This is a genomic window from Micromonospora sp. LZ37 (assembly GCF_059359015.1).
Genome location: NZ_JCADBL010000021.1, coordinates 30,418 through 48,058, shown reverse-complemented (window position 1 = coordinate 48,058; position 17,641 = coordinate 30,418). Strand labels below are relative to the sequence as shown.

Here is a 17,641-nt window from a genome sequence, read left to right as displayed (position 1 = left end):
CGGCTGACCCGACGGGAACGGCTGGACCTGGCCCCGACCGAGGTCCTCGGGCTCTTCGTGGTGGGCCGGCTGGCCCGGCGGCACGGCTGGACGGTGGACCTGGTCCCCACCGCCGGCGGCGGGGTGACCGCCCGGCTGGAGGTGCCGCACGCGCTGCTGGTCGCCCAGCGCGCCGATCCGGCCGGGGTGACCGTGGCCCGGACCGCCGTACCGGCACGGGACCAGCGCTCGGCCGGCGCGTTCGACGCGGGCCGGCCGGGCCGGACACCGACCGCGATGCCCGGACACCGGGTCGGCGCCCAACTGGCCGACGCCGGCTTCGACCCGGCGCTGCTGACCCGGGCCACCCGCACGATGGCCGCCGGGCAGTCCTGGGACGCCTTCGGTTCGGGCACCGGACAGCCGACCGTGCCCGCCGGGAGCACCGACCCGCAGGTCACGGCCCCGGCCGTTGCGGACGGGCCGGTCACCGGCGCGGGGCTGCCCCGGCGTCGCCGGCCCGACGACGCCCCGGACGCGGCGGCAGCGGCCGGACTCCAGCCGCCGGTGGCCGGCTGGGCACCCACCGCCCCGCCGACGCCACCGGCCTCGGTCGCCCCGCCGTCGTTCCCGCCGACCGGCCCGGCCCCGGCCACGCCGACCGGCCCGGCGCCGACCCCGGCCCCGCCGGCCGCCGGGTCGGCTCCGCCGGCCGGGTACCCGTCGCTGGTCGGACCGGCCGCCCCGCCGGACTGGCCGCCGGTCGCCGCACCCCCGCCGACCATCCGGCAGCGGGTGCCCGGCGCGAGCCTGCCGGCGACCGCGCCGCCGACCGGCCCGGTCGACGCCTCCGGCGCCGACCCGGAGGCCGCGCGCGCCCTGGTCGAGCAGTTCCAGTCCGGGGTACGCCGCGCCGAGCAGGACCAGCCCTCGGGACGACCGGTCGACCTCGCCGCGACCTCGGACCGGCCCCGGTTGAGCCGGCGCGTGCCGGGTGCGAACCTGAGCGTGAGCCCGGCCCGTCCGGTGACGCCCAGTTCGCATCCCGGCGACCCGGCCGAGGTGCGCGACCGCATCACCGCATTCGAGGCGGGCGTCGCGCGTGCCCTGCGCGAAGTCCGTCCAGACCACCGCCACGACGAAGAGGGATCATCACGGTGACCAGCCCCTTCCTGCACGACAACGTCGACCACCCGACCCACGCCGGTCACGAGCTCAGCCCGGAGGCACGGACCTTCAACTGGCTGCTGGACTCGTTCACCTCCAGCACGGCCGGGGTCATGGAGGCGATCGCCGTCTCGTCGGACGGGTTGCTGATGGCCATGTCGGCGATCAAGGACCGCTCAAACGCCGAACGGCTCGCCGCCGTGGTCTCCGGCATGACCAGCCTGGCCGGCGGCGCGGCCAGCTGGTACGCCCTCGGCGGGCTCAACCGGGTGATCGTCGACATGGCCGACGGGTACCTGCTGATCAGCGCGATCAGCAGCGGCTCGGTGCTCGGCGTGGTCGCCGACCGGTCGGCCAACCTGGGCACGGTCGCGTACGAGATGACCCTCTTCGCCGGCCGGGCCGGTGGCGCGCTCAGCCCGAGACTGATCGCCGAGCTGAAGAACGCCGTTCAGCAGTGACTCCCGAGGCCGCCGGCGAGGAACCGGGACCGGACCCGCTGGTCCGGATCCGGCCCTACCTGCGGACGCCACCACCGCCCGGCGAGGACCCGTCGACGGCGCCCCCGGCGCCGGCGGTCGGGGCCGAACCGGAGGCCGCCCACCCGGCGGGGCCGCGCCCCTTCGTGCTCACCGCCGGACGGGTCTCCGGCGCGGACCCGGCGATCGGCCTGGAGACCCAGGTGACCGCCCGGCCCACGACCGCCCCGTGGACCGCCACGCCGGCCCTGCTCGCCCCGGAGCTGCAGGCCATCATCGCGCTCTGCGGTGAGCCGATCTCGGTCGCGGAGATCTCCGCCCGGATGCGGATGCACTTCGGCGTGACCCGCGTCCTGGTCGGCGACCTGCGGGCCGCCGGCCACCTCGACGTGCACGTCGGGGACATCGAGGACGCGCTCGACCCCGACCTCATCCTTCGAGTGATTGAGGGACTCCGTGCGATCTCCTGAATGGCCGGTCACCCCGTCGGGCGGGCTCTCCTCGAACAGCGCATCCGCCCGCTACGGCAGCCCGGCGGCGGGTGGCCCCACGCTGCCCCCGCCCGGCCCGCCGCCCTACTCGCCGCTGCCCGGCCCGCCGCCGTACCGGCCGCCGGGGGCGCCGCAGGCCGTGCCGGCACCTGGCGCCCGGCCCGCGCCGCCGATCCCGGTGAAGATCCTCGTCGCGGGCGGCTTCGGGGTCGGCAAGACCACCACGGTCGGTGCGATCTCCGAGATCGCCCCGCTGACCACCGAGGCGGAGATGACCAGCGCCGGCATCGGCGTCGACGACCCGGGCGCCCGGAGCACGAAGACCACCACCACGGTGGCGATGGACTTCGGCTGCGTCACCATCGACCGCAGCCTGAAGCTCTACCTGTTCGGCACGCCCGGGCAGTCCCGGTTCGGGTTCATGTGGGACGACCTCGCCCGGGGCGCGCTCGGCGCGCTGGTGGTGGTGGACAGCTCCCGGCTCGACGACTGCTACCCGGCCATCGACTTCTTCGAACGGGCCGGGCTGCCGTTCGTCGTCGGGGTGAACGCCTTCGACGGCCGGCTGGCGCACGACCTCGCCGCGATCCGGTGGGCGCTGGCCATCGGCGAGCAGGTGCCGCTGGTGCAGTTCGACGCCCGGGACCGGCTCTCGGTGCGGGACGCCCTGCTGGTCGTCCTGGACCGGGCGCTGGACCGGGCCACCCGGGAGAGACGAACCTGAACCGATCGACGGTTCGACCCGTATCACGGGAAGGGGTGGACGTGATGAGAGGTGGTCTGGACGAGACACTGGCCCGGATGGCCCGTCGCGAGGAGGCGATGCGACGACGGGCCGCGGATCCGGGCGACGAGGCCGGCCAGGACCCGATGGCCGGGCCCGGGTACCCGGCCGGCCCGGGCGCCCTCCAGCCGGACCAGCCGCCGGAGGGCGGGACGGACCCGGTCGAGGAGGTCATCGAGGCGGTCCGCCGGGTGGTCGCGGACCATCCCGGGCTGGCGGTCGTGCTGCGGGTGGAGCACCAGGGGCGGACGTACCCGGTGCGGATCGACTGGGCGGACACCGAGGTGGCGGCCGGCCCGGAGCACCCGGCCACACCGCCGCCGACGTGGCCGCTGTCCAGCCATACCGTGCCGTCGTGGACGACCGGGCCGGACGCGTCGACCACCACGGACCCGGCGGCCCGGCTGGCCGAGATGATCCGCCGCGACCCGTCCCTGCTCACCGGCGAGCGGTGAGCCGTACGCCGCACCGGGCCCGCGCGCCGGGCCGCTACTGTCGGGCGATGGCCGAACCGGAGCTGACCCTCGTCGCGAGCCTGCGGCCGGCCGCGCTGGACGCCCGACGGGGCGTCGTCCGACTGCACCCGGAGGTGCTGACCGCGCTCGGGCTGCGCCCCGGCGACCCGGTCCGGCTGGCCGGGCGGCGGGTGACCGCCGGGATCGTCGCGCCCGCCGCGCCGGGCGCGAGCGCCGCCCTGCTCTACGCCGACGACCTGGTGCTGGGCAACCTCGGCCTGCGCGACGGCGGTGAGGTGACCGTCTGCCCCGCGCCGGTGACCCCCGCCCACCGGGTCACCCTGGCCGGGCCGGTGCAGGTCGTCGCCGCGGTCTCCCCGGAGATGCTCCGGCTCGCCCTGCTGGGCAAGGTCGTCACCACCGGCGACGACGTCTCCCTGCTCCCGCAGGACGTGCTGCCGGACGCCTCGGTACGCGCCCTGGTCGAGGCCGCCCGGCGCAGCCTGGCCAACACCGTCGGGTACGCCTGGACGAGCACCCTGCTCACCGTGGTGCACGCCGAGCCGGAGACCGGCGCGTTGGTCACCATGGACACCGTGGTCGGCTGGGAGCACGGGCCGCTGACCCACGGCTCCTCCGGGCCGGTGCGCGGCCGGTTGGCCGGCCCGCCCGCCGACCCGGTGCGCGGGGTCCGGCCGGACGGTGTCGACGCCCGGTCCGCCAGCGCCGCCCCGGCCGGCACCGCGACCGCCGGCCGGGCCGACCCGCCGCCCGGGGACACCCCGCGCGTCGACGAACTGCCCGGGCTGCGGGCCCAGGCCGAGGAGCTGACCGAGCTGCTCGACCTCGGATTCCACCACCGGGAGGTGCTCGGCCGGCTCGGCACGACGGTCTCGCTCGGCGTGCTGCTCAGCGGCCCGGCCGGCTCCGGCAAGTCGGCGCTGGTCCGGGCGGTCGCCGCCGCCGTCGGGGCCCGGCTACGCCCGCTCTGGGCACCGGAGCTGGCCGCGCTGGACAACGACGCGGCGGCCCGCCGGCTGCGGGAGGCCGCCGCCGACGTCACCGCCGACGGGCCGGCGGTGCTGCTGGTCACCGACGTGGAGGCGCTCGCCCCGGTCGAGGGCCCCGGACCGTTGGCCACCGTGTTCCGCCAGGTGCTCGCCGAGACGGTCCGCTCCGGCGAGGCGGCCGTCGTCTGCACCACCTCCCGCCCCGAGGCGGTCGACCCGGCGCTGCGCGCCCCGGACCTGCTCTCCCTGCGGATCACCGTCCCGCTGCCGGACCCGGCGCTGCGCCGGGAGCAGTTGACGGTGCTCACCCGGCAGGTGCCGTTGGCCGAGGACGTCCGGCTGGACGAGGTGGCCGGGCGTACCCCCGGTTTCGTCGCCGCCGACCTGGCCGCGCTGGTCCGCGAGGCCGGGGTGCGGGCGGCGCTGCGGCAGAAGTCGGCGCCGGCGCCGACGGTGGCGATGGCCGACTTCGCCGCCGCGCTGGAGGTGGTCCGGCCGACCACCATGGCGGCGTCCACCCTGGAGCTGGCGTCGGTGACCCTGGACGACGTCGGCGACCTGGTCGAGGTGAAGCAGACCCTCACCGAGTCGGTGCTCTGGCCGCTGACCTACCCGGACACCTTCGCCCGGCTGGGTGTGCAGCCACCCCGGGGCGTGCTGCTGTACGGGCCGCCCGGCTGCGGCAAGACGTACCTGGTGACCGCGCTGGCCGGGTCGGGCCGGGCCAACGTGCTCTCGGTCAAGGGCGCGGAGCTGCTCTCCAAGTGGGTCGGCGAGAGCGAACGCGGGGTCCGGGAACTGTTCCGCCGGGCCCGTGAGGCGGCGCCCACCCTGGTCTTCCTGGACGAGGTGGACGCGCTGGCGCCGATCCGCGGCCAGGCCACCGACGGGGGGACGACCGACCGGGTGGTCGCCGCGCTGCTGACCGAGCTGGACGGGGTGGAGGCGCTGCGCAACGTGGTGGTGGTCGCCGCGACGAACCGGCCCGACCTGGTCGATCCGGCGCTGCTGCGCCCCGGCCGGCTGGAGCGGCTGGTCTACGTGCCGCCGCCGGACGGCCCGGCCCGGGCGGAGATCCTGCGCGCCGCGTCGCGGACCGTACCGCTCGCGCCGGACGTGGACCTCGGCGCGCTCGGCGCGGAGCTGGACGGCTTCTCGGCGGCGGACTGCGCGGCGCTGGTCCGGGAGGCGGCGCTGGCCGCGATGCGGGAATCGCTGACCGCCGCCACGGTCGGCGCCGGGCACGTGGCGACCGCGCGACGCCGGGTCCGTCCGTCCCTGGACCCCGCGCAGGTGGCCTGGCTGGCCGCGTACGCGGAGCAGCATTCCCGCCGCTGACAACCTTCCGTCCCGGCCAGCACGTCTCGTCTCACGTCGGATCCCGAGTGGAGTGATCCGCGACGACGTCAGGTGGTGACTCCTTGCGAAGGGTACTTTCCTCGATCCTCGTCTCACTCGTCATGACGGCCACGGCCGTTCTCACCCCGGTCGGGTCGGCGGCGGCCGCACCGGCCGCACCGTTTCCCACCCGGATCCCGTTACCGGACGGCTTCGCCCCCGAGGGCCTCACCATCGGCCGGGGCGGCACCGTCTACGTCAGCTCCATCCTCGACGGCGCGGTGTGGCGCGGCGACCTGCGCACCGGGCGGGGGTCGGTGCTGATCCCCGGCACGCCCGGCACGGACCGGGCCGGCCTGAAGGTCGACGCGCGCAACCGGCTCTGGACGGCCGACTTCTCCGGCGGCGGGGCCAGCGTCCACGACGCGCGCACCGGCGCCCGCCTCGCCCACTACCAGTTCACCGACGAGCCGGGCAGCCTGGTCAACGATCTGGTGATCACCCCCCGGGCGGTGTGGTTCACCGACTCCACCCGCCCGGTCCTGTACGTCGTACCCCTGGGGCCGGGCGGTCGGCTCCCGGCGGCGACGGACTTCCGGGTGCTGCCGCTGTCGGGACCGGCGGCCGACCCGGGCGCGTTCTCCAACGGCATCGTCGCGCTGCCCGACGGCGACCTGCTGGTCGCGCAGATGCTCGCCGGCCGGCTGGTGCGGGTGGACCCCGACACCGGCGCCAGCCAGGTCGTCGGCCTGGGCGGCTACTCGGTGCGGCGGGCCGACGGGCTGGTGCTGCGCGGTCGCACCCTGTACGTCATCCGCAACCTGACCAACCTCGTCGCGGTGGTGCGTCTCGACCCCTCCTTCACCAGCGGGGTCGTCCAGCGTGAGAGCACCGACCCCCGGCTGCGGGTGCCCGCCACCGGCGACCTCTTCGGCTCCGGGCTGTACGTGGTCAACGCCCGGTTCGACACCGAACCCACCCCGGACACCGACTACGACATCGTCCGGCTCCCCGCCTGACCGACCGGCCGGCGGCGTCCGGGTGGGCGCCACCGGCCGGGTCAGTCGGTGGGCAGGAGCGGGCCGAGCGGGCCGAGGTCGAGGTTGAGGTCCTCCGGGGCCAGGCCGAAGTACTCGCGGAGCTCGGTCATCTGCTCCTCCAGCGCCATCAGGGTGGCGCCCATCCGCTCGATCTGCTCCTCGCTGAGGTCACCGACGTCGACCCGGCGCAGCGCCTGCCGCTCCATCAGCTGACGCAGCAGCTCGATGACGGTGAGCACGAGACTGGCCAGCCCCCGCTCGACGGAGTCCCGGTCGACGGCGAGGCGGCGGTCCAGCGGCGTCACCCGGGGGGCCGGCCGGAGCGGCTCGCCGAGCGCCGCGGCCAGCTCCGCCGCCTCGTCCCGTCGGGCGGTCACACCGGCTCCCCGGGCAGCTCGCCCAGCTCGGGTGGGCCGAGCGCGCCGACGGAGGCGACCAGCGCGCGCAACGAGATGCGGACCAGGTCGATGTCGGCGATGGCCAGCGTGATGTCGCCGGTGATCACCACGCCGGTGCCGAGCACCCGGTCGAGCAGGTCGACCAGGGCCACCGGACGGTAGGCCAGCGGACCGTCGGCGCTGCTCGGGGCGAGTGAGGTGGTCACCGTTCCGGCTCCTGCCGGCCGTCCACGAAGGAGTACGGCGGCCACGGCCCGGTCAGCTCCAGCCGCAGCTCCGGGTGCCGGTCGGTCAGCTTCGCCACCAACGCGGCGAAGCCCTCGACGGCGGCGCCGGCCACCAGGTACGCGCCGTTGAGCACCATGGCGGTCGGCGCTCCGGAGAGCCGGCGGTCCTGCGGAGCGTGCCGCCGGGCGGCCACCGCGTACCCGGCGAGGGCCTCGTGCACGGCCGCCGCCGCCTCGGCGGCGATCCGCTGCCCCTCGTCGCGGGCGGTGAGCTGGGCCCGGCGCCGTCGCAGGTACGCCGCGCCCGCCCCGCCCGACGCGGCGGGCGCCTCGGCCCGGGGCGGGACGCCCGGTCGCACGTACCCCTTGACCCCCCACTCGCCGCGGCCGGTGAGCCGGTCCAGCGTGCCGGTCAGGTCGGCCCGCCGCTCGGCGAGCATGGCGGCGACCCGGGTGTCGTCGTGGTGGACGGTGGCCAGCCGGGCCGGGACCACCGGCCCGCTCCGGGCGAGCAGGTCCACCACCGCGTGGTGGGCCCGGGCGGCCCGCTCCAGCCAGGCCAGGTCCTCCAGGTTGCGGCGCAGCGGTTCCTCGCCGTACTCAACCAGCGGGGCGGCGCTGACCACCGCGGCGAGGCCGGCCGCCCGGACCGCGCGGACCGGCCCGCCGTCCATGCCGGCGACCCCGGCCAGGGCCGCCGGGTCGGCGTCCCGGACCACCCCGTGCAGCCAGCTGCCCACCGCGACGGTCGTCGGGTCAGCTGTCGTACTCATTCCACTCCTCCCGTGCGGCGGCCCGGCGGGCGATCCGGGGCCGGCGTTCGGCCTCGACCTGCTCCGGATCGCGCGGCCCCGGCTCCAGCGGTGGGGTGGCCTTCGAGCTGAGCCACGGGTCGTGCTCCCACCAGTCGATGCCGATCTGCCGGGCGGTGTCCACCGAGGCGATCACCAGCCGCAGCTTCAACGTCAACAGTTCGATGTCGAGGAGGCTGACCCGGATGTCACCGGCGATCACGATGCCCCGGTCGAGGACCCGTTCGAGGATGTCGCCGAGGTTCGCCGGCTCGTTCCCGGCCGGCAGCACCTGACCGGAGTTCTGCACCACCGAGGGTGCGCGGGCGGTCGTCATCTCAGGTCGCCTCCCCCTTGCCACGCTGGTACCGCCGGGTCCGGCGGTAGCCGAGCAGTCCACCGTCGAGGTCGAGCTCCACCTCGTAGAGGCCGAGCAGGTCGGTCGAGGCGGGAATCCGGTGGTCCTCGACCACCTCGACGCCGATCAGCCACCCCTCGTCGGTGGCCTGGATCGAGGTGATGCCGAGCGGCTCCTTGCCGGTCAGCCCGACGACCTGACGCAGCCCCTCGCGGCCGGCCTCGGCGGCGGAGACGCCCTCGGCGTACTCCTCGGCGTAGCGGGCCTCCGGCTCGGGGTCCCGCAGCCGGTCACCGTCGGCCCGGGTCCGTCCTGGCGCCATCTCCTCACCTCTCCCGCCGCCGGCGGGGGTCAGCCCGCCGGCCGGCCTGTCGTCTCCGGGGCGCGGACCGGGCGGCCCCGGAACGCCGGGCCGTACGCGCCCGGCCGGGCTGGTCCGTCTCGTCCGGCCGGCCCGGCGCCCCGGCGGGGCGGGCCGAGCCGGCCACCGTGCCGGTCAACCGGTCCAGCACCTGCTGCTGGGCCCGGTCCCGCTCGGCGTCGGTGATGTCGCCGGCCGCCGCGGCCCGGTCCAGCTCGTCCAGCTCGCGTCGGATGTTGGCCGGGTCGTACTGCCGCGACTCCGCCTCCCGGGCGATCACCTTGATCACCGAGGTCAGCCCGCGCACCGGCGCGTACGGCAGGGTCAGCAACGACCAGAGGATGTCCACGGTCAGTCCACCAACTGGTGCGCGCTGACGAAGTCGTACGGGGCCAGCGGGCCGAGCAGCCGCATCCGGACCAGCCCGCGGCGCTGCTCGGCGAACTCCTCCACCGCGCCCACGAACTCGTCCTCGTCGTCGACCGCCACGAGGAAGGCCACGTTCACCGCGTCCAGCTCGTGGCTCGGCGGGCGAGCCGCGTCGCGCACCGCGAACCGGCCGGCCGCCTCGACGAGCTGCTGGTTCTCCGCCTCCCGGCTCAGCTCCACCGCCTGGCTGATCATCTCGCCGAGGCGGATCCGCTGCTCCCGGCTCTCCGCCTCCGGCCGGCCCCGCACCTGCTCGGCGAGGTCGGCCGCGGCCGGGTTCTCGGCCAGCAGCCGGCTGATCAGCTCCTGCTCGTCGAAGCGGCCGTGGACGGTGTACTGGATCCGGTCCTCAAACTCGTCGAGGGCGGCGGCGAACCGGTCGTGGTGCGCGTCCAGCAGGTCGGCCACCGCGTCCTCCCCGGTGACCACCGTGCCGAACCGCACCGGCAGCACCGGCGCCACCTCCGCCGTCCCGTCCAGCAACGTCTGGTACGCGGTCAGGTCGGCCGGCCGGCCGATCGGCTCCTCCAGCCCCACCTCGCTGGCCAGCACCGCCAGCTCGCCGTGCTGCACGGCGATCACCTCTCCCGGCGGGTCGCCGACGCCGACGGCGTCCGGGGTCGGCTCCACGTCGGAGGGCACGATGCCGTACAGGAAGAGTCCTCGCTGGTCGGTCATCTCAGCGCTCCTCGTCCCGACGGCGGCGACGTTCCCGCGCCGGTTCGCGGTCGGCGAGCGAGTCGGCGACCGCGCCACTGATCTCCCGGGCGGCCTTGCCCAGACCGGCGACGGCCCGACCCTTGGCAGCTCCGCCGGCGGCATCCCCGATCAGGTCGGGTAGCCCCTTCTGGCCCTTCGGCACGATGCTGAGCCGGTCCACCGCCTCCGCGAACCGCAGGTAGGTCTCCACGCTCGAGATCACCACCCGGGCGTTGATCTCCAGCAACTGGATGCCGACCACGGCGACGGAGACCTGAGCGTCGATCACCACGCCCTTGTCCAGCACGGTCTCCACCACGTCGGCCAGGGTGCCGGCGGTGCCGCCGCCACCGCCCCGTTCCAGGGCGCTGCCGCCCGGGCTCCCGCTCGTCGTCGCGATGCTCACTGGTCCCGCTCCTCACGCCGACGACGGACCACCGGCCGACGGGGCGGCTCCGGGGCACGCCGGGAGGCCGGGCGACGCGGAGGCTCCTCTCGCGGCTCGCGCTCCGGACGGGGCTCCCGATCGGGGCGCGGCTGGGGACGACGGGCCCGCTCCGGCTCACGCCGCCGGGGAGGAGGCGCCTCCTCCTCGAGCTCCTCCTCGTCGTACCCCTCGTCGTAGTCCTCGCCCGCGTGGTAGTCGTCGTACTCCTGCTCCGGGGGACGGCGGCGCTCCGGCGGGCGACGGCGGCCACGCTCGGCGGGCCGGCGCTCCTCCCCCAGCTCCTCCTCGGGCTCCTCGACCCGCCCCTGCTGCTCGCGCTCCTCCTGCTCCTCGCGGAGCGCGGTCTCGTGGTCCCGGACCACCCGGGAGTCCTCGATCTCGCCCCGCCACCCCTCGACGGCGTCCGGGTCGAGCACCGTCCGGGTCATCACGTGTCGGACGAAGTGCTTCAGCTCCAGCCGCGCCCGGCGGCCCTGGGCCCGCCAGAGGTTGCCGGTGTGCTCGAAGAGCCCCTGCGGGTGGTACTCCAGGACGACCAGGATGCGGGTCAGGTCCGGCGTGAGCTCGTGGAAGCTGACCGTGCCGTCCACCGAGCCCTTCTCGCCCTTGGACCGCCAGTGGATCAACCTGTCCGGGATCTGCCGGACGATGGTCGACTCCCAGGTCCGGTGGGACCAGAAGACCTTCGCCTTCCAGGTCATCTTCTCGTCCGACTCGCAGTCGGCCTGCTCGACCTTCTTCATGAAGCTGGGGAAGTCGCCGAACTGGGTCCACTGGTTGTAGGCGACCCGGACCGGCACGCCGACCTCGACCGTCTCGACGATGTTGGTGACCTTGAGCTTCCTGCCGCCGCCCCGGCCACCCTTGCCACCGCCGAACGCCGCCATCAGCTTCTCCTTACCGCCGGCCAGGCCGGCCTGGAACATGGCCTTCATCGGGGAGTGGCCCTCGGCGAGCCGCTGCGCGCCGGTGGCGGCGGCGATCAGGCCGGGACCGCCGCCGGACTTCGCGTACTCGCTCAGCCGCCCGGTCGCGCCGGTGAGCCGCTCGGTGACCACCGAGACGGCCCGCTCGCCGATCGCGGAGGCGAGATCCTTCAGGTCGGCGCCGAGCTGCTCCTTCGCCCGGTCGGCCAGACCGCCGGTGGGGTTCGGGGTCATGGTCACCGCTCCCGTCGGGTCGAGTCCGACCGCTCGTCGCGGTCCCGGTCGTCCGCGGTCGGCTGGTCGTCCGGCTCCCGCTCCTCGTCGGGGCCGGAGCGGGAGCTCCCCTCGCCGCCGCCGGACCTGCGGCGGAGCGCGTCGGCGCCGTCGCGCAACCGGCCGCTGACCGCGTCGATGCCGCTGCCGGCGGCCGCGCTCGCCGCGGCCCGGCCGGCCGTGGCGAGCGGGCCGCCGAGCTTGGCCAGGTTGCTCAACTGGGGGGACGAGCTGAGCAGCTGGCCACCGTGCTTGAGCAGGTGGCCCGGTTCGCGGGTGGCCCGGCCGGCCGCGACCGCGGCGGCCAGGGTGAGGGCGGTACGGAGCTTCCTGCGCCGCCCGAGGATGTACCCGGCACCGACCGCCAGGCCGATCCGCATTGCGCTCTTCATCGGTTCTCCTTCACTCCCCGTGAACGGGTCGAACCCGATCCAGGGAGGGCCGGAAAACGCTACCGGAAAACGGCGCATGTCGGGCCTGCGATCGGGTGTCCCGTATTGGCGGACCCCGCCGGAGGTACCCCGCACCTCATCCACAAAACCTGCACCGGCAATTACGCGCCGGCTCGCGACGGCGAATGAGAACGGCGTAATTCAGCGCGCAGGAAGCGGGCTATTCGGGCAGACGGGCAGCTCTGAGCAGGACCGCTTCGAGACGGGTACAGATCACCCAAGGAATGGAGAACGCCGTTTCACAACACCGGAGGCGTCGCGTCCAGACAGATTTCCGCACGCACCACGTCGCCATCTTCGAGCAATTTCGCGCCGCACTTCCGCAATACCTGGACGGCACCGGCGTTGTCCCGCGTGGTCTCGGCCAGCACGGCGTGCATGCCGGCCGCCGCCGCCTCGTTCAGCAACTCCCGCAGCGCCGCCACGCCGAGGCCCTGGCCCCGGGCGGACCGCCCGAGCCACATCCCGGTCTCCACCACCCCGGGCTCGTCGCACCGGCTCATCCGGACCATGCCGACCACCTCGCCACCGGCGAGGATCGCGTACATGCGGGTGCGGGTGGGGCCGTCCAGGCCGGCGAAGCTGGCCCGGTGGTAGTCCCGGAACGCCTCGCGGCGGGCGTGCGACCAGCCGGCCGGCGCCTCGACCGGCGGCATGACGTCACCCGGCTCGGCCTCGGCCGCCGCTACCGAGAGCAACGCCTCCAGGTTCCGTTCGTCCACCGGCTCCAGCCGCACCGCACCTGCCACGTGCCGCAGTCTGCCGGCCTCACCGGCCCTCGTCCAGCCCTTCGGGCGGCGACTGGCGATCCGGCCGAAGGGACCAACCGGTCGTGCCATGAGGGTGTTCCACGTCACGCTCCGCTGTCAGCCGCGCCCCTGCCGCCGCCGTCCCGGCGGGCCCTGGTTCCGACCTGCCGCGCCGGTGCGCCTCAGTCGCGCGACAGGAACTCGCAGAGCACCACGGAGGCGTCGTCGGCCCTCTTGTGCCGGCGCAACCGGTCGGGCAGCTCCCGCTCCGCGGTGCGCACCCGGTCGATCAGCGCACCCGGGCCCTCCGTGGTGACCAGGTCGAGCAGGCCGGCCCAGTCGAGGAGCCCGAACTGCTCGACGGCGCAGGAGGCGCCGTCGGAGAGCAAAGCCGCCCGGCGGAGCGCGTCCGGCCCGCGCAGCGGCAGCGTGCCGGTCAGCGCGTGGTACGCGGCGTCCGGGTCGGCCGCGGCCACCCAGTACCCGTGGGTCCGGTTCATCCGCTCCCGCTGCACCCCCACCGCCTGCCGGAACCGAGTGGCCCGGTCGACCTCCCCGGCCGGCAGCGTCGCCATGATCTGGCGCAGGTCGGCCAGCGCCGTGTCCAGCCGGTCGTCCGAGACCACCTGGATCTGCCCGCCCCTGTCCAGCACCAACGGACTGTCGCAGAGCACCAGGTAGTCGACCTCGTCCTCGCCCTCCCGGAGTAGGCAGACCGTCGAGGAGGGGGTGCCGGGATGGTCCAGGTCGCACGCGTCCCCGTGGTCCGCGCGTACCGCCAGCAGCGCCGCCGCGAGGCTGCCGACCAGGGTGGACGTCGGCCGGGCGGCGACCGCCAGGCCGATCCGGGCGGCCAGGTGCCGGACGAACCAGGCCGGCCCGTGCACGCACCCGGTGTCGAACCCGTCGGGCACCGTCGCCCCGTCGAGCACCCCGACCAGCGGGCCGAACCGGAAGACCAGATCCTCGTTCTCCCGGCCGGGCGCCGGGGACGACGCGGAGCGGACCCGCATCGTCCACGCCGCGCCGACGGTCCGCACGGTGTGCCCCGCCGGGTGTCGCGCCTCCGGTCCCGCCATGCCCGCCCCCCTCGCCTCGCCCGTCGGTCGGCTACCCGGCCCGACCGGGGCCATGCCCGCCACCCGCGATCGGATCAGCCGGTCAGCGGCGGCGGTTGCGTGCCCGGGAGGAACGCAGCCGGCGGAGCCGGCCGATCAGCAACGGCTCCGCGGCCAGCGCGGCGGGACGGTCCAGCAGCGCGTTGAGCAGCTGGTAGTAGCGGGTGGCGGAGACCCCGAAGGTGTCCCGGATGGCCTGCTCCTTCGCCCCGGCGTGCTTCCACCACTGCTGCTCGAAGGCGAGAATCGAACGCTCCCGCTCGGTCAACTCGTCCGCCCCGGCCACCAGCGACGGAGCGTCCGGCGAGGTGGCGGCGGCCTCCGCGGGGTCGGCGGCGACCTCCTCCGGCGAGGTGGCGGGCCCCGGCACACCGGGTGCCGAGGCCGGCAGCGCACCGACCCGCGGGGGCGACGCGGGGACCGGCCCCGCCTCCGGTGCGACGCGGGGCGGCGGGACGGTGCGCCCCGCGCTCGCCGACCCGTCGGTGTCGACCCGGCCCGGCGACGGCTCGGACCGGTCGGCGGCGGCCGGGGCGGCGTCGGCGGGCGGCATGGCGCTCCTCAGCAGGGCGGACGGCCGGCGCAGCGGAGCCGACCGGGGGACTCCCAGCCTAACCAGAGCCGACGACACCCGCAGCGGACGACGAACGGGCCCGGGGGTGCCCGGGCCCGCTCATCCGTCAGGCCGCCCGAACCGGGCGGCCCCGGCTCAGGTGATGTCCCGTCGCCGCATCATCCAGAAGGCGGCGGCCAGCACCACGGCGGTGCCGACACCGAAGACCACCGCGGAGTCCTGCCAGGTCACCAGCATCTCCTTCGGGTTGCACTGCCCCTGCACGAAGTCGCAGGACCGGTAGTCGACCAGCTTCTTCTGCTTCTCGAACCAGGCCATCGCGTAGGTGGAGAGGACGTAGCGTTCCCCGAACCGGACCCCGGCGATCTCGATCGCGATCCGCAGGCCGATCTCGCTGACCACGCCGAGCCCGACCGCGACACCGAGCGCCATGGCGGTGTGCCGGCCGAGGGAGGCCAGCGCGAAGGCGACCGCGCCGAACGCCAGGATCAGCCCCACGGCCCGCAGGCCGCTCAGCCCGGCGGACTGCCAGACGCCGGCGGTGACCTTCGCGGTGGTGCCGCGGTAGGTGCCGATCAGCCAGAAGGCCAGGGTCCAGAGCGCCCCGAGCACCACGCTCACCCCGAGCAGCGTGGTGAGCACGGCGGCCAGCTTCGTGCCGAGCACGGTCAACCGTTTCGGCCGCCACAGCAGCAGGTTCATCATGCCGCCGCTGCTCCACTCCGCCCCGACGGACGAGGCGCCCACCAGGAAGGCGAAGAGGGCCACCGCCCCGGCGAAGACCGCGACGAAGATGCCGAACTCGGCGCGGAAGTCGAACTGGTACGGCATGTGCCACTTCGGGTCGAACATCTCCGGCTGCGGCTGCCACTCCCGACCGCACTCCGGGCCGTACTTCTCGTCGGTCTGCTCACCGCGGGCCTTGGCCGCGTCGCAGTCGGCGACCGACTTCTCCCAGTCGCGGACGGCCTGCTGGTAGTTGGCGTCGGACTGGGCCTGCGCCTCCGCCACCACGCTCGGGGAGAGCTTCTGGCTGGAGAAGGCGAAGGCGGTGGCGATGCCGGCCAGCCCGAGGACGAGCAGCACCAGCATGACCCGGGTCAACCGGCGCTTGAACAGCCGCCGCAGCTCGGTCACGTACAGGCTCATGCGCCCCAACCTCCTCCGGCGCCGCCGGTCGGACCCGGCTCACCGACCTTCGTGGACTGGTCGACCTGGCGGTGCTGGCCGGGCACCGGCGCGGTGGCGGTCAACTCCAGGAAGACGCTCTCCAGGTCCACCGCGACCGGGGCGAGCTCGCTGACGTAGAGGTGCTGCTCGGCGAGGAGCCGGCTGACGGAGGCCGGCTTGTCGATGCCGGCGAGCATCAGGTGGTCCGGGTGCCGGGTCACCGCCACGCCGGCCCGCCCGAGCAGCTCGGCGGCGGCCGCCAGGTCCTCGGCGGCCTCCAGGCGGACGCGTACACCGCCGTGCGAGTGCTCGGCGAGCACCTGGTCGACCGGGCCGGAGGCGACCCGGCGGCCCAGCGAGATGATGGTGACCTCGTCGCAGATGAGCTGGATCTCGCCGAGGATGTGGCTGGAGAGCACCACGGTCATCCCGGACTCCGCGAGGTTGCGCATCAGCGTGCGCATCTCCCGGATGCCGCCCGGGTCGAGGCCGTTGGCCGGCTCGTCCAGGATCAGCAGCCGCGGGTTCTTGAGCAGCGCCGAGGCGACGGCGAGCCGTTGCTTCATGCCGAGCGAGTAGGTCTTGACCCGCTCGTTGGCGCGGTCCCGCAGGCCGACCAGCTCCAGCACCTCGTCGACCCGGACGGCGGGCACCTCACCGGCGCCGGCCAGCAGCGACAGGGTGTCACGGGCGGTGAAGTGCGGGAAGAACTGGGGGCTCTCCACGATCGCCCCGACGGAACCGGCCACCACGGACAGCGCGGCCGGCACCTCGTGGCCGAGGATCGCCATCCGGCCGCCGTCGGGCCGGATCAGCCCGAGCAGGGTACGCAGCGTGGTGGTCTTGCCCGACCCGTTGGGGCCGAGGAAGCCGTGCACCTGTCCGGCCTCGACCCGCATGTCGAAGCCGTCGAGGGCGTTGCGGACACCCCGGCGACGACTCTTGTACGTCTTACGTAGACCTTCGATCTCCAGGACAGCCGACAAGCTGCGCCTCCCCCGATGGGACTCCATGACAGCGGTCACCATACTCGGTATACAGAGCAGAGCAATACCGGGTATGCATCGGCTCGGAAATCGTCACCGACCGTATAGCAACGACATACTCAGGCGCAGATGACGGTGACCCCGGCGGCGCGGAACGCCTCGACGACCGCGGGATCGGCCCCGGAGTCCGTCACCAGGGTCTCCACCCGGTCCACCGGGCAGATCCGGGCGAAGGCGTGACCACCCAGCTTGGACGAGTCGGCGATGATCACCACTCGCTTGGCTCGGGCCACCATCAGGTTGTTCATCGCGGCCTCGCCCTCGTGGTGGGCGGCGGCGCCGAGCTGCGGGTCGACCGCGTCCACGCCGAGCAGGGCGACGTCCAGGGTGACCTCGCGCAGCAGGGCCCCGCCCAGCGGGCCGACCAGCTCGAACGACTTGGGGCGGACCACCCCGCCGGCGACCACGACCTTCATCCGGGACCGCACCAGCAGCTCGTTGGCGATGTTCAGGGCGTTGGTCACCACGGTGAGCTGGGCACCCTCGGCGCTGGTGTTCAGATCTGGGCGGACGGCCAGCGCCCGGGCCACCTCGGTGCTGGTGGTGCCGCCGTTGAGGCCCACGACCGTGCCCGGGGAGACCAGCGACGCGGCGGCCGCCCCGATCCGCTGCTTCTCGGCGGAGTGCTTGGCGGTCTTGTAGCGCAGCGGGAGGTCGTACGAGACGCCGTTGGCGACCGCGCCGCCCCGGGTCCGCGTGATCATCTGCTGCTGGGCGAGCTGGTCGAAGTCACGCCGGATGGTGGCCTGGGAGACGTCCAGCCGCTCGGCCGCCTCCTCGACGCTGACCCGGCCGCTGTCGGTCAGCATCTCGAGCAGAGCGTTCCATCTGGCGTACCGGTCCACCGCGGGGGCCTCCGTTGACTCTGCACGATCGGTG

22 protein-coding genes and 1 pseudogene are annotated in these 17,641 nt (G+C 74.9%); 7 read left to right on the top strand and 16 right to left on the bottom strand.

What is annotated here, in order from left to right:
• From AC5L3Z_RS29245 to AC5L3Z_RS29215, 7 genes and pseudogenes are all read left to right on the top strand, one after another.
• Positions 1–1,140, top strand: a pseudogene (locus tag AC5L3Z_RS29245) (histidine kinase); the annotation flags it as partial.
• On the top strand, positions 1,137–1,607 hold the full coding sequence (locus tag AC5L3Z_RS29240) for a roadblock/LC7 domain-containing protein (RefSeq protein ID WP_494846563.1): 471 nt from the start codon (positions 1,137–1,139) through the stop codon (positions 1,605–1,607). The pseudogene AC5L3Z_RS29245 and the gene AC5L3Z_RS29240, both read left to right, overlap by 4 nt.
• On the top strand, positions 1,604–2,095 hold the full coding sequence (locus AC5L3Z_RS29235; RefSeq protein WP_494846561.1) for a DUF742 domain-containing protein: 492 nt from the start codon (positions 1,604–1,606) through the stop codon (positions 2,093–2,095). The genes AC5L3Z_RS29240 and AC5L3Z_RS29235 overlap by 4 nt, the downstream gene beginning before the upstream one ends.
• Complete coding sequence (locus tag AC5L3Z_RS29230; protein WP_494846559.1) at positions 2,082–2,840, top strand: GTP-binding protein; 759 nt, start codon at positions 2,082–2,084, stop codon at positions 2,838–2,840. Before AC5L3Z_RS29235 ends, AC5L3Z_RS29230 begins: the two co-directional genes overlap by 14 nt.
• A gap of 44 nt (positions 2,841–2,884) precedes the next feature.
• Positions 2,885–3,355: a hypothetical protein gene (locus AC5L3Z_RS29225; protein ID WP_494846557.1), complete on the top strand. Its 471-nt coding sequence runs from the start codon at positions 2,885–2,887 to the stop codon at positions 3,353–3,355.
• A gap of 47 nt (positions 3,356–3,402) precedes the next feature.
• On the top strand, positions 3,403–5,703 hold the full coding sequence (locus tag AC5L3Z_RS29220; RefSeq protein ID WP_494846555.1) for an AAA family ATPase: 2,301 nt from the start codon (positions 3,403–3,405) through the stop codon (positions 5,701–5,703).
• Between the two features lie 122 nt (positions 5,704–5,825).
• Entirely contained in the window at positions 5,826–6,722 is an 897-nt protein-coding gene (locus tag AC5L3Z_RS29215) for an SMP-30/gluconolactonase/LRE family protein (protein ID WP_494846553.1), read from the top strand.
• A gap of 41 nt (positions 6,723–6,763) precedes the next feature.
• On the opposite strand, the gene AC5L3Z_RS29210 is transcribed toward AC5L3Z_RS29215, so the two are convergent.
• The 16 genes from AC5L3Z_RS29210 to AC5L3Z_RS29135 form a co-directional block, all read right to left on the bottom strand.
• The gene (locus AC5L3Z_RS29210; protein ID WP_334520981.1) at positions 6,764–7,120 is read right to left on the bottom strand and encodes a gas vesicle protein K; all 357 of its coding nucleotides are present in this window, start codon (positions 7,118–7,120) and stop codon (positions 6,764–6,766) included.
• Positions 7,117–7,347, bottom strand: coding sequence for a gas vesicle protein (locus AC5L3Z_RS29205; RefSeq protein ID WP_334520983.1), 231 nt, complete (start codon positions 7,345–7,347; stop codon positions 7,117–7,119). Before AC5L3Z_RS29205 ends, AC5L3Z_RS29210 begins: the two co-directional genes overlap by 4 nt.
• A complete protein-coding gene (locus tag AC5L3Z_RS29200) occupies positions 7,344–8,141 on the bottom strand; it encodes a GvpL/GvpF family gas vesicle protein (RefSeq protein ID WP_494846551.1) in 798 nt (265 codons plus the stop codon). The genes AC5L3Z_RS29205 and AC5L3Z_RS29200 overlap by 4 nt, the downstream gene beginning before the upstream one ends.
• The gene (gene gvpJ, locus AC5L3Z_RS29195) at positions 8,125–8,496 is read right to left on the bottom strand and encodes a gas vesicle protein GvpJ (RefSeq protein WP_494846549.1); all 372 of its coding nucleotides are present in this window, start codon (positions 8,494–8,496) and stop codon (positions 8,125–8,127) included. The genes AC5L3Z_RS29200 and gvpJ (AC5L3Z_RS29195) overlap by 17 nt, the downstream gene beginning before the upstream one ends.
• A 1-nt stretch (position 8,497) precedes the next feature.
• Positions 8,498–8,839, bottom strand: coding sequence for a gas vesicle protein GvpO (locus AC5L3Z_RS29190; RefSeq protein ID WP_494846547.1), 342 nt, complete (start codon positions 8,837–8,839; stop codon positions 8,498–8,500).
• Positions 8,840–8,843: 4 nt separating this feature from the next.
• Positions 8,844–9,227, bottom strand: coding sequence for a gas vesicle protein GvpG (locus AC5L3Z_RS29185; protein ID WP_494846545.1), 384 nt, complete (start codon positions 9,225–9,227; stop codon positions 8,844–8,846).
• A 2-nt stretch (positions 9,228–9,229) separates the two neighbouring features.
• Positions 9,230–9,985 (bottom strand): GvpL/GvpF family gas vesicle protein, encoded by a 756-nt coding sequence (locus tag AC5L3Z_RS29180; protein WP_494846543.1) that lies wholly within the window; start codon positions 9,983–9,985, stop codon positions 9,230–9,232.
• Between the two features lies 1 nt (position 9,986).
• Positions 9,987–10,412 (bottom strand): gas vesicle protein GvpJ, encoded by a 426-nt coding sequence (gene gvpJ / locus AC5L3Z_RS29175; protein ID WP_494846541.1) that lies wholly within the window; start codon positions 10,410–10,412, stop codon positions 9,987–9,989.
• Complete coding sequence (locus AC5L3Z_RS29170) at positions 10,409–11,614, bottom strand: SRPBCC family protein (RefSeq protein ID WP_494846539.1); 1,206 nt, start codon at positions 11,612–11,614, stop codon at positions 10,409–10,411. Before AC5L3Z_RS29170 ends, gvpJ (AC5L3Z_RS29175) begins: the two co-directional genes overlap by 4 nt.
• Positions 11,615–11,616: 2 nt before the next feature.
• Positions 11,617–12,045 (bottom strand): hypothetical protein, encoded by a 429-nt coding sequence (locus tag AC5L3Z_RS29165; RefSeq protein ID WP_494846537.1) that lies wholly within the window; start codon positions 12,043–12,045, stop codon positions 11,617–11,619.
• Positions 12,046–12,344: 299 nt separating this feature from the next.
• Positions 12,345–12,854 carry a GNAT family N-acetyltransferase gene (locus AC5L3Z_RS29160; protein WP_494846535.1) on the bottom strand — a complete coding sequence of 170 codons (510 nt, stop codon included), beginning with the start codon at positions 12,852–12,854 and terminating at the stop codon, positions 12,345–12,347.
• 182 nt (positions 12,855–13,036) lie between these two features.
• Positions 13,037–13,933: a hypothetical protein gene (locus tag AC5L3Z_RS29155; protein ID WP_494846533.1), complete on the bottom strand. Its 897-nt coding sequence runs from the start codon at positions 13,931–13,933 to the stop codon at positions 13,037–13,039.
• An 82-nt stretch (positions 13,934–14,015) separates the two neighbouring features.
• Entirely contained in the window at positions 14,016–14,525 is a 510-nt protein-coding gene (locus AC5L3Z_RS29150) for a DUF3263 domain-containing protein (protein WP_494846531.1), read from the bottom strand.
• Positions 14,526–14,681: 156 nt separating this feature from the next.
• A complete protein-coding gene (locus AC5L3Z_RS29145) occupies positions 14,682–15,695 on the bottom strand; it encodes an ABC transporter permease subunit (RefSeq protein ID WP_494846529.1) in 1,014 nt (337 codons plus the stop codon).
• On the bottom strand, positions 15,692–16,702 hold the full coding sequence (locus tag AC5L3Z_RS29140) for an ABC transporter ATP-binding protein (RefSeq protein ID WP_494846527.1): 1,011 nt from the start codon (positions 16,700–16,702) through the stop codon (positions 15,692–15,694). The genes AC5L3Z_RS29145 and AC5L3Z_RS29140 overlap by 4 nt, the downstream gene beginning before the upstream one ends.
• Positions 16,703–16,821: 119 nt before the next feature.
• A complete protein-coding gene (locus AC5L3Z_RS29135; RefSeq protein ID WP_334614548.1) occupies positions 16,822–17,607 on the bottom strand; it encodes a DeoR/GlpR family DNA-binding transcription regulator in 786 nt (261 codons plus the stop codon).
• Between the last annotated feature and the right edge of the window lie 34 nt (positions 17,608–17,641).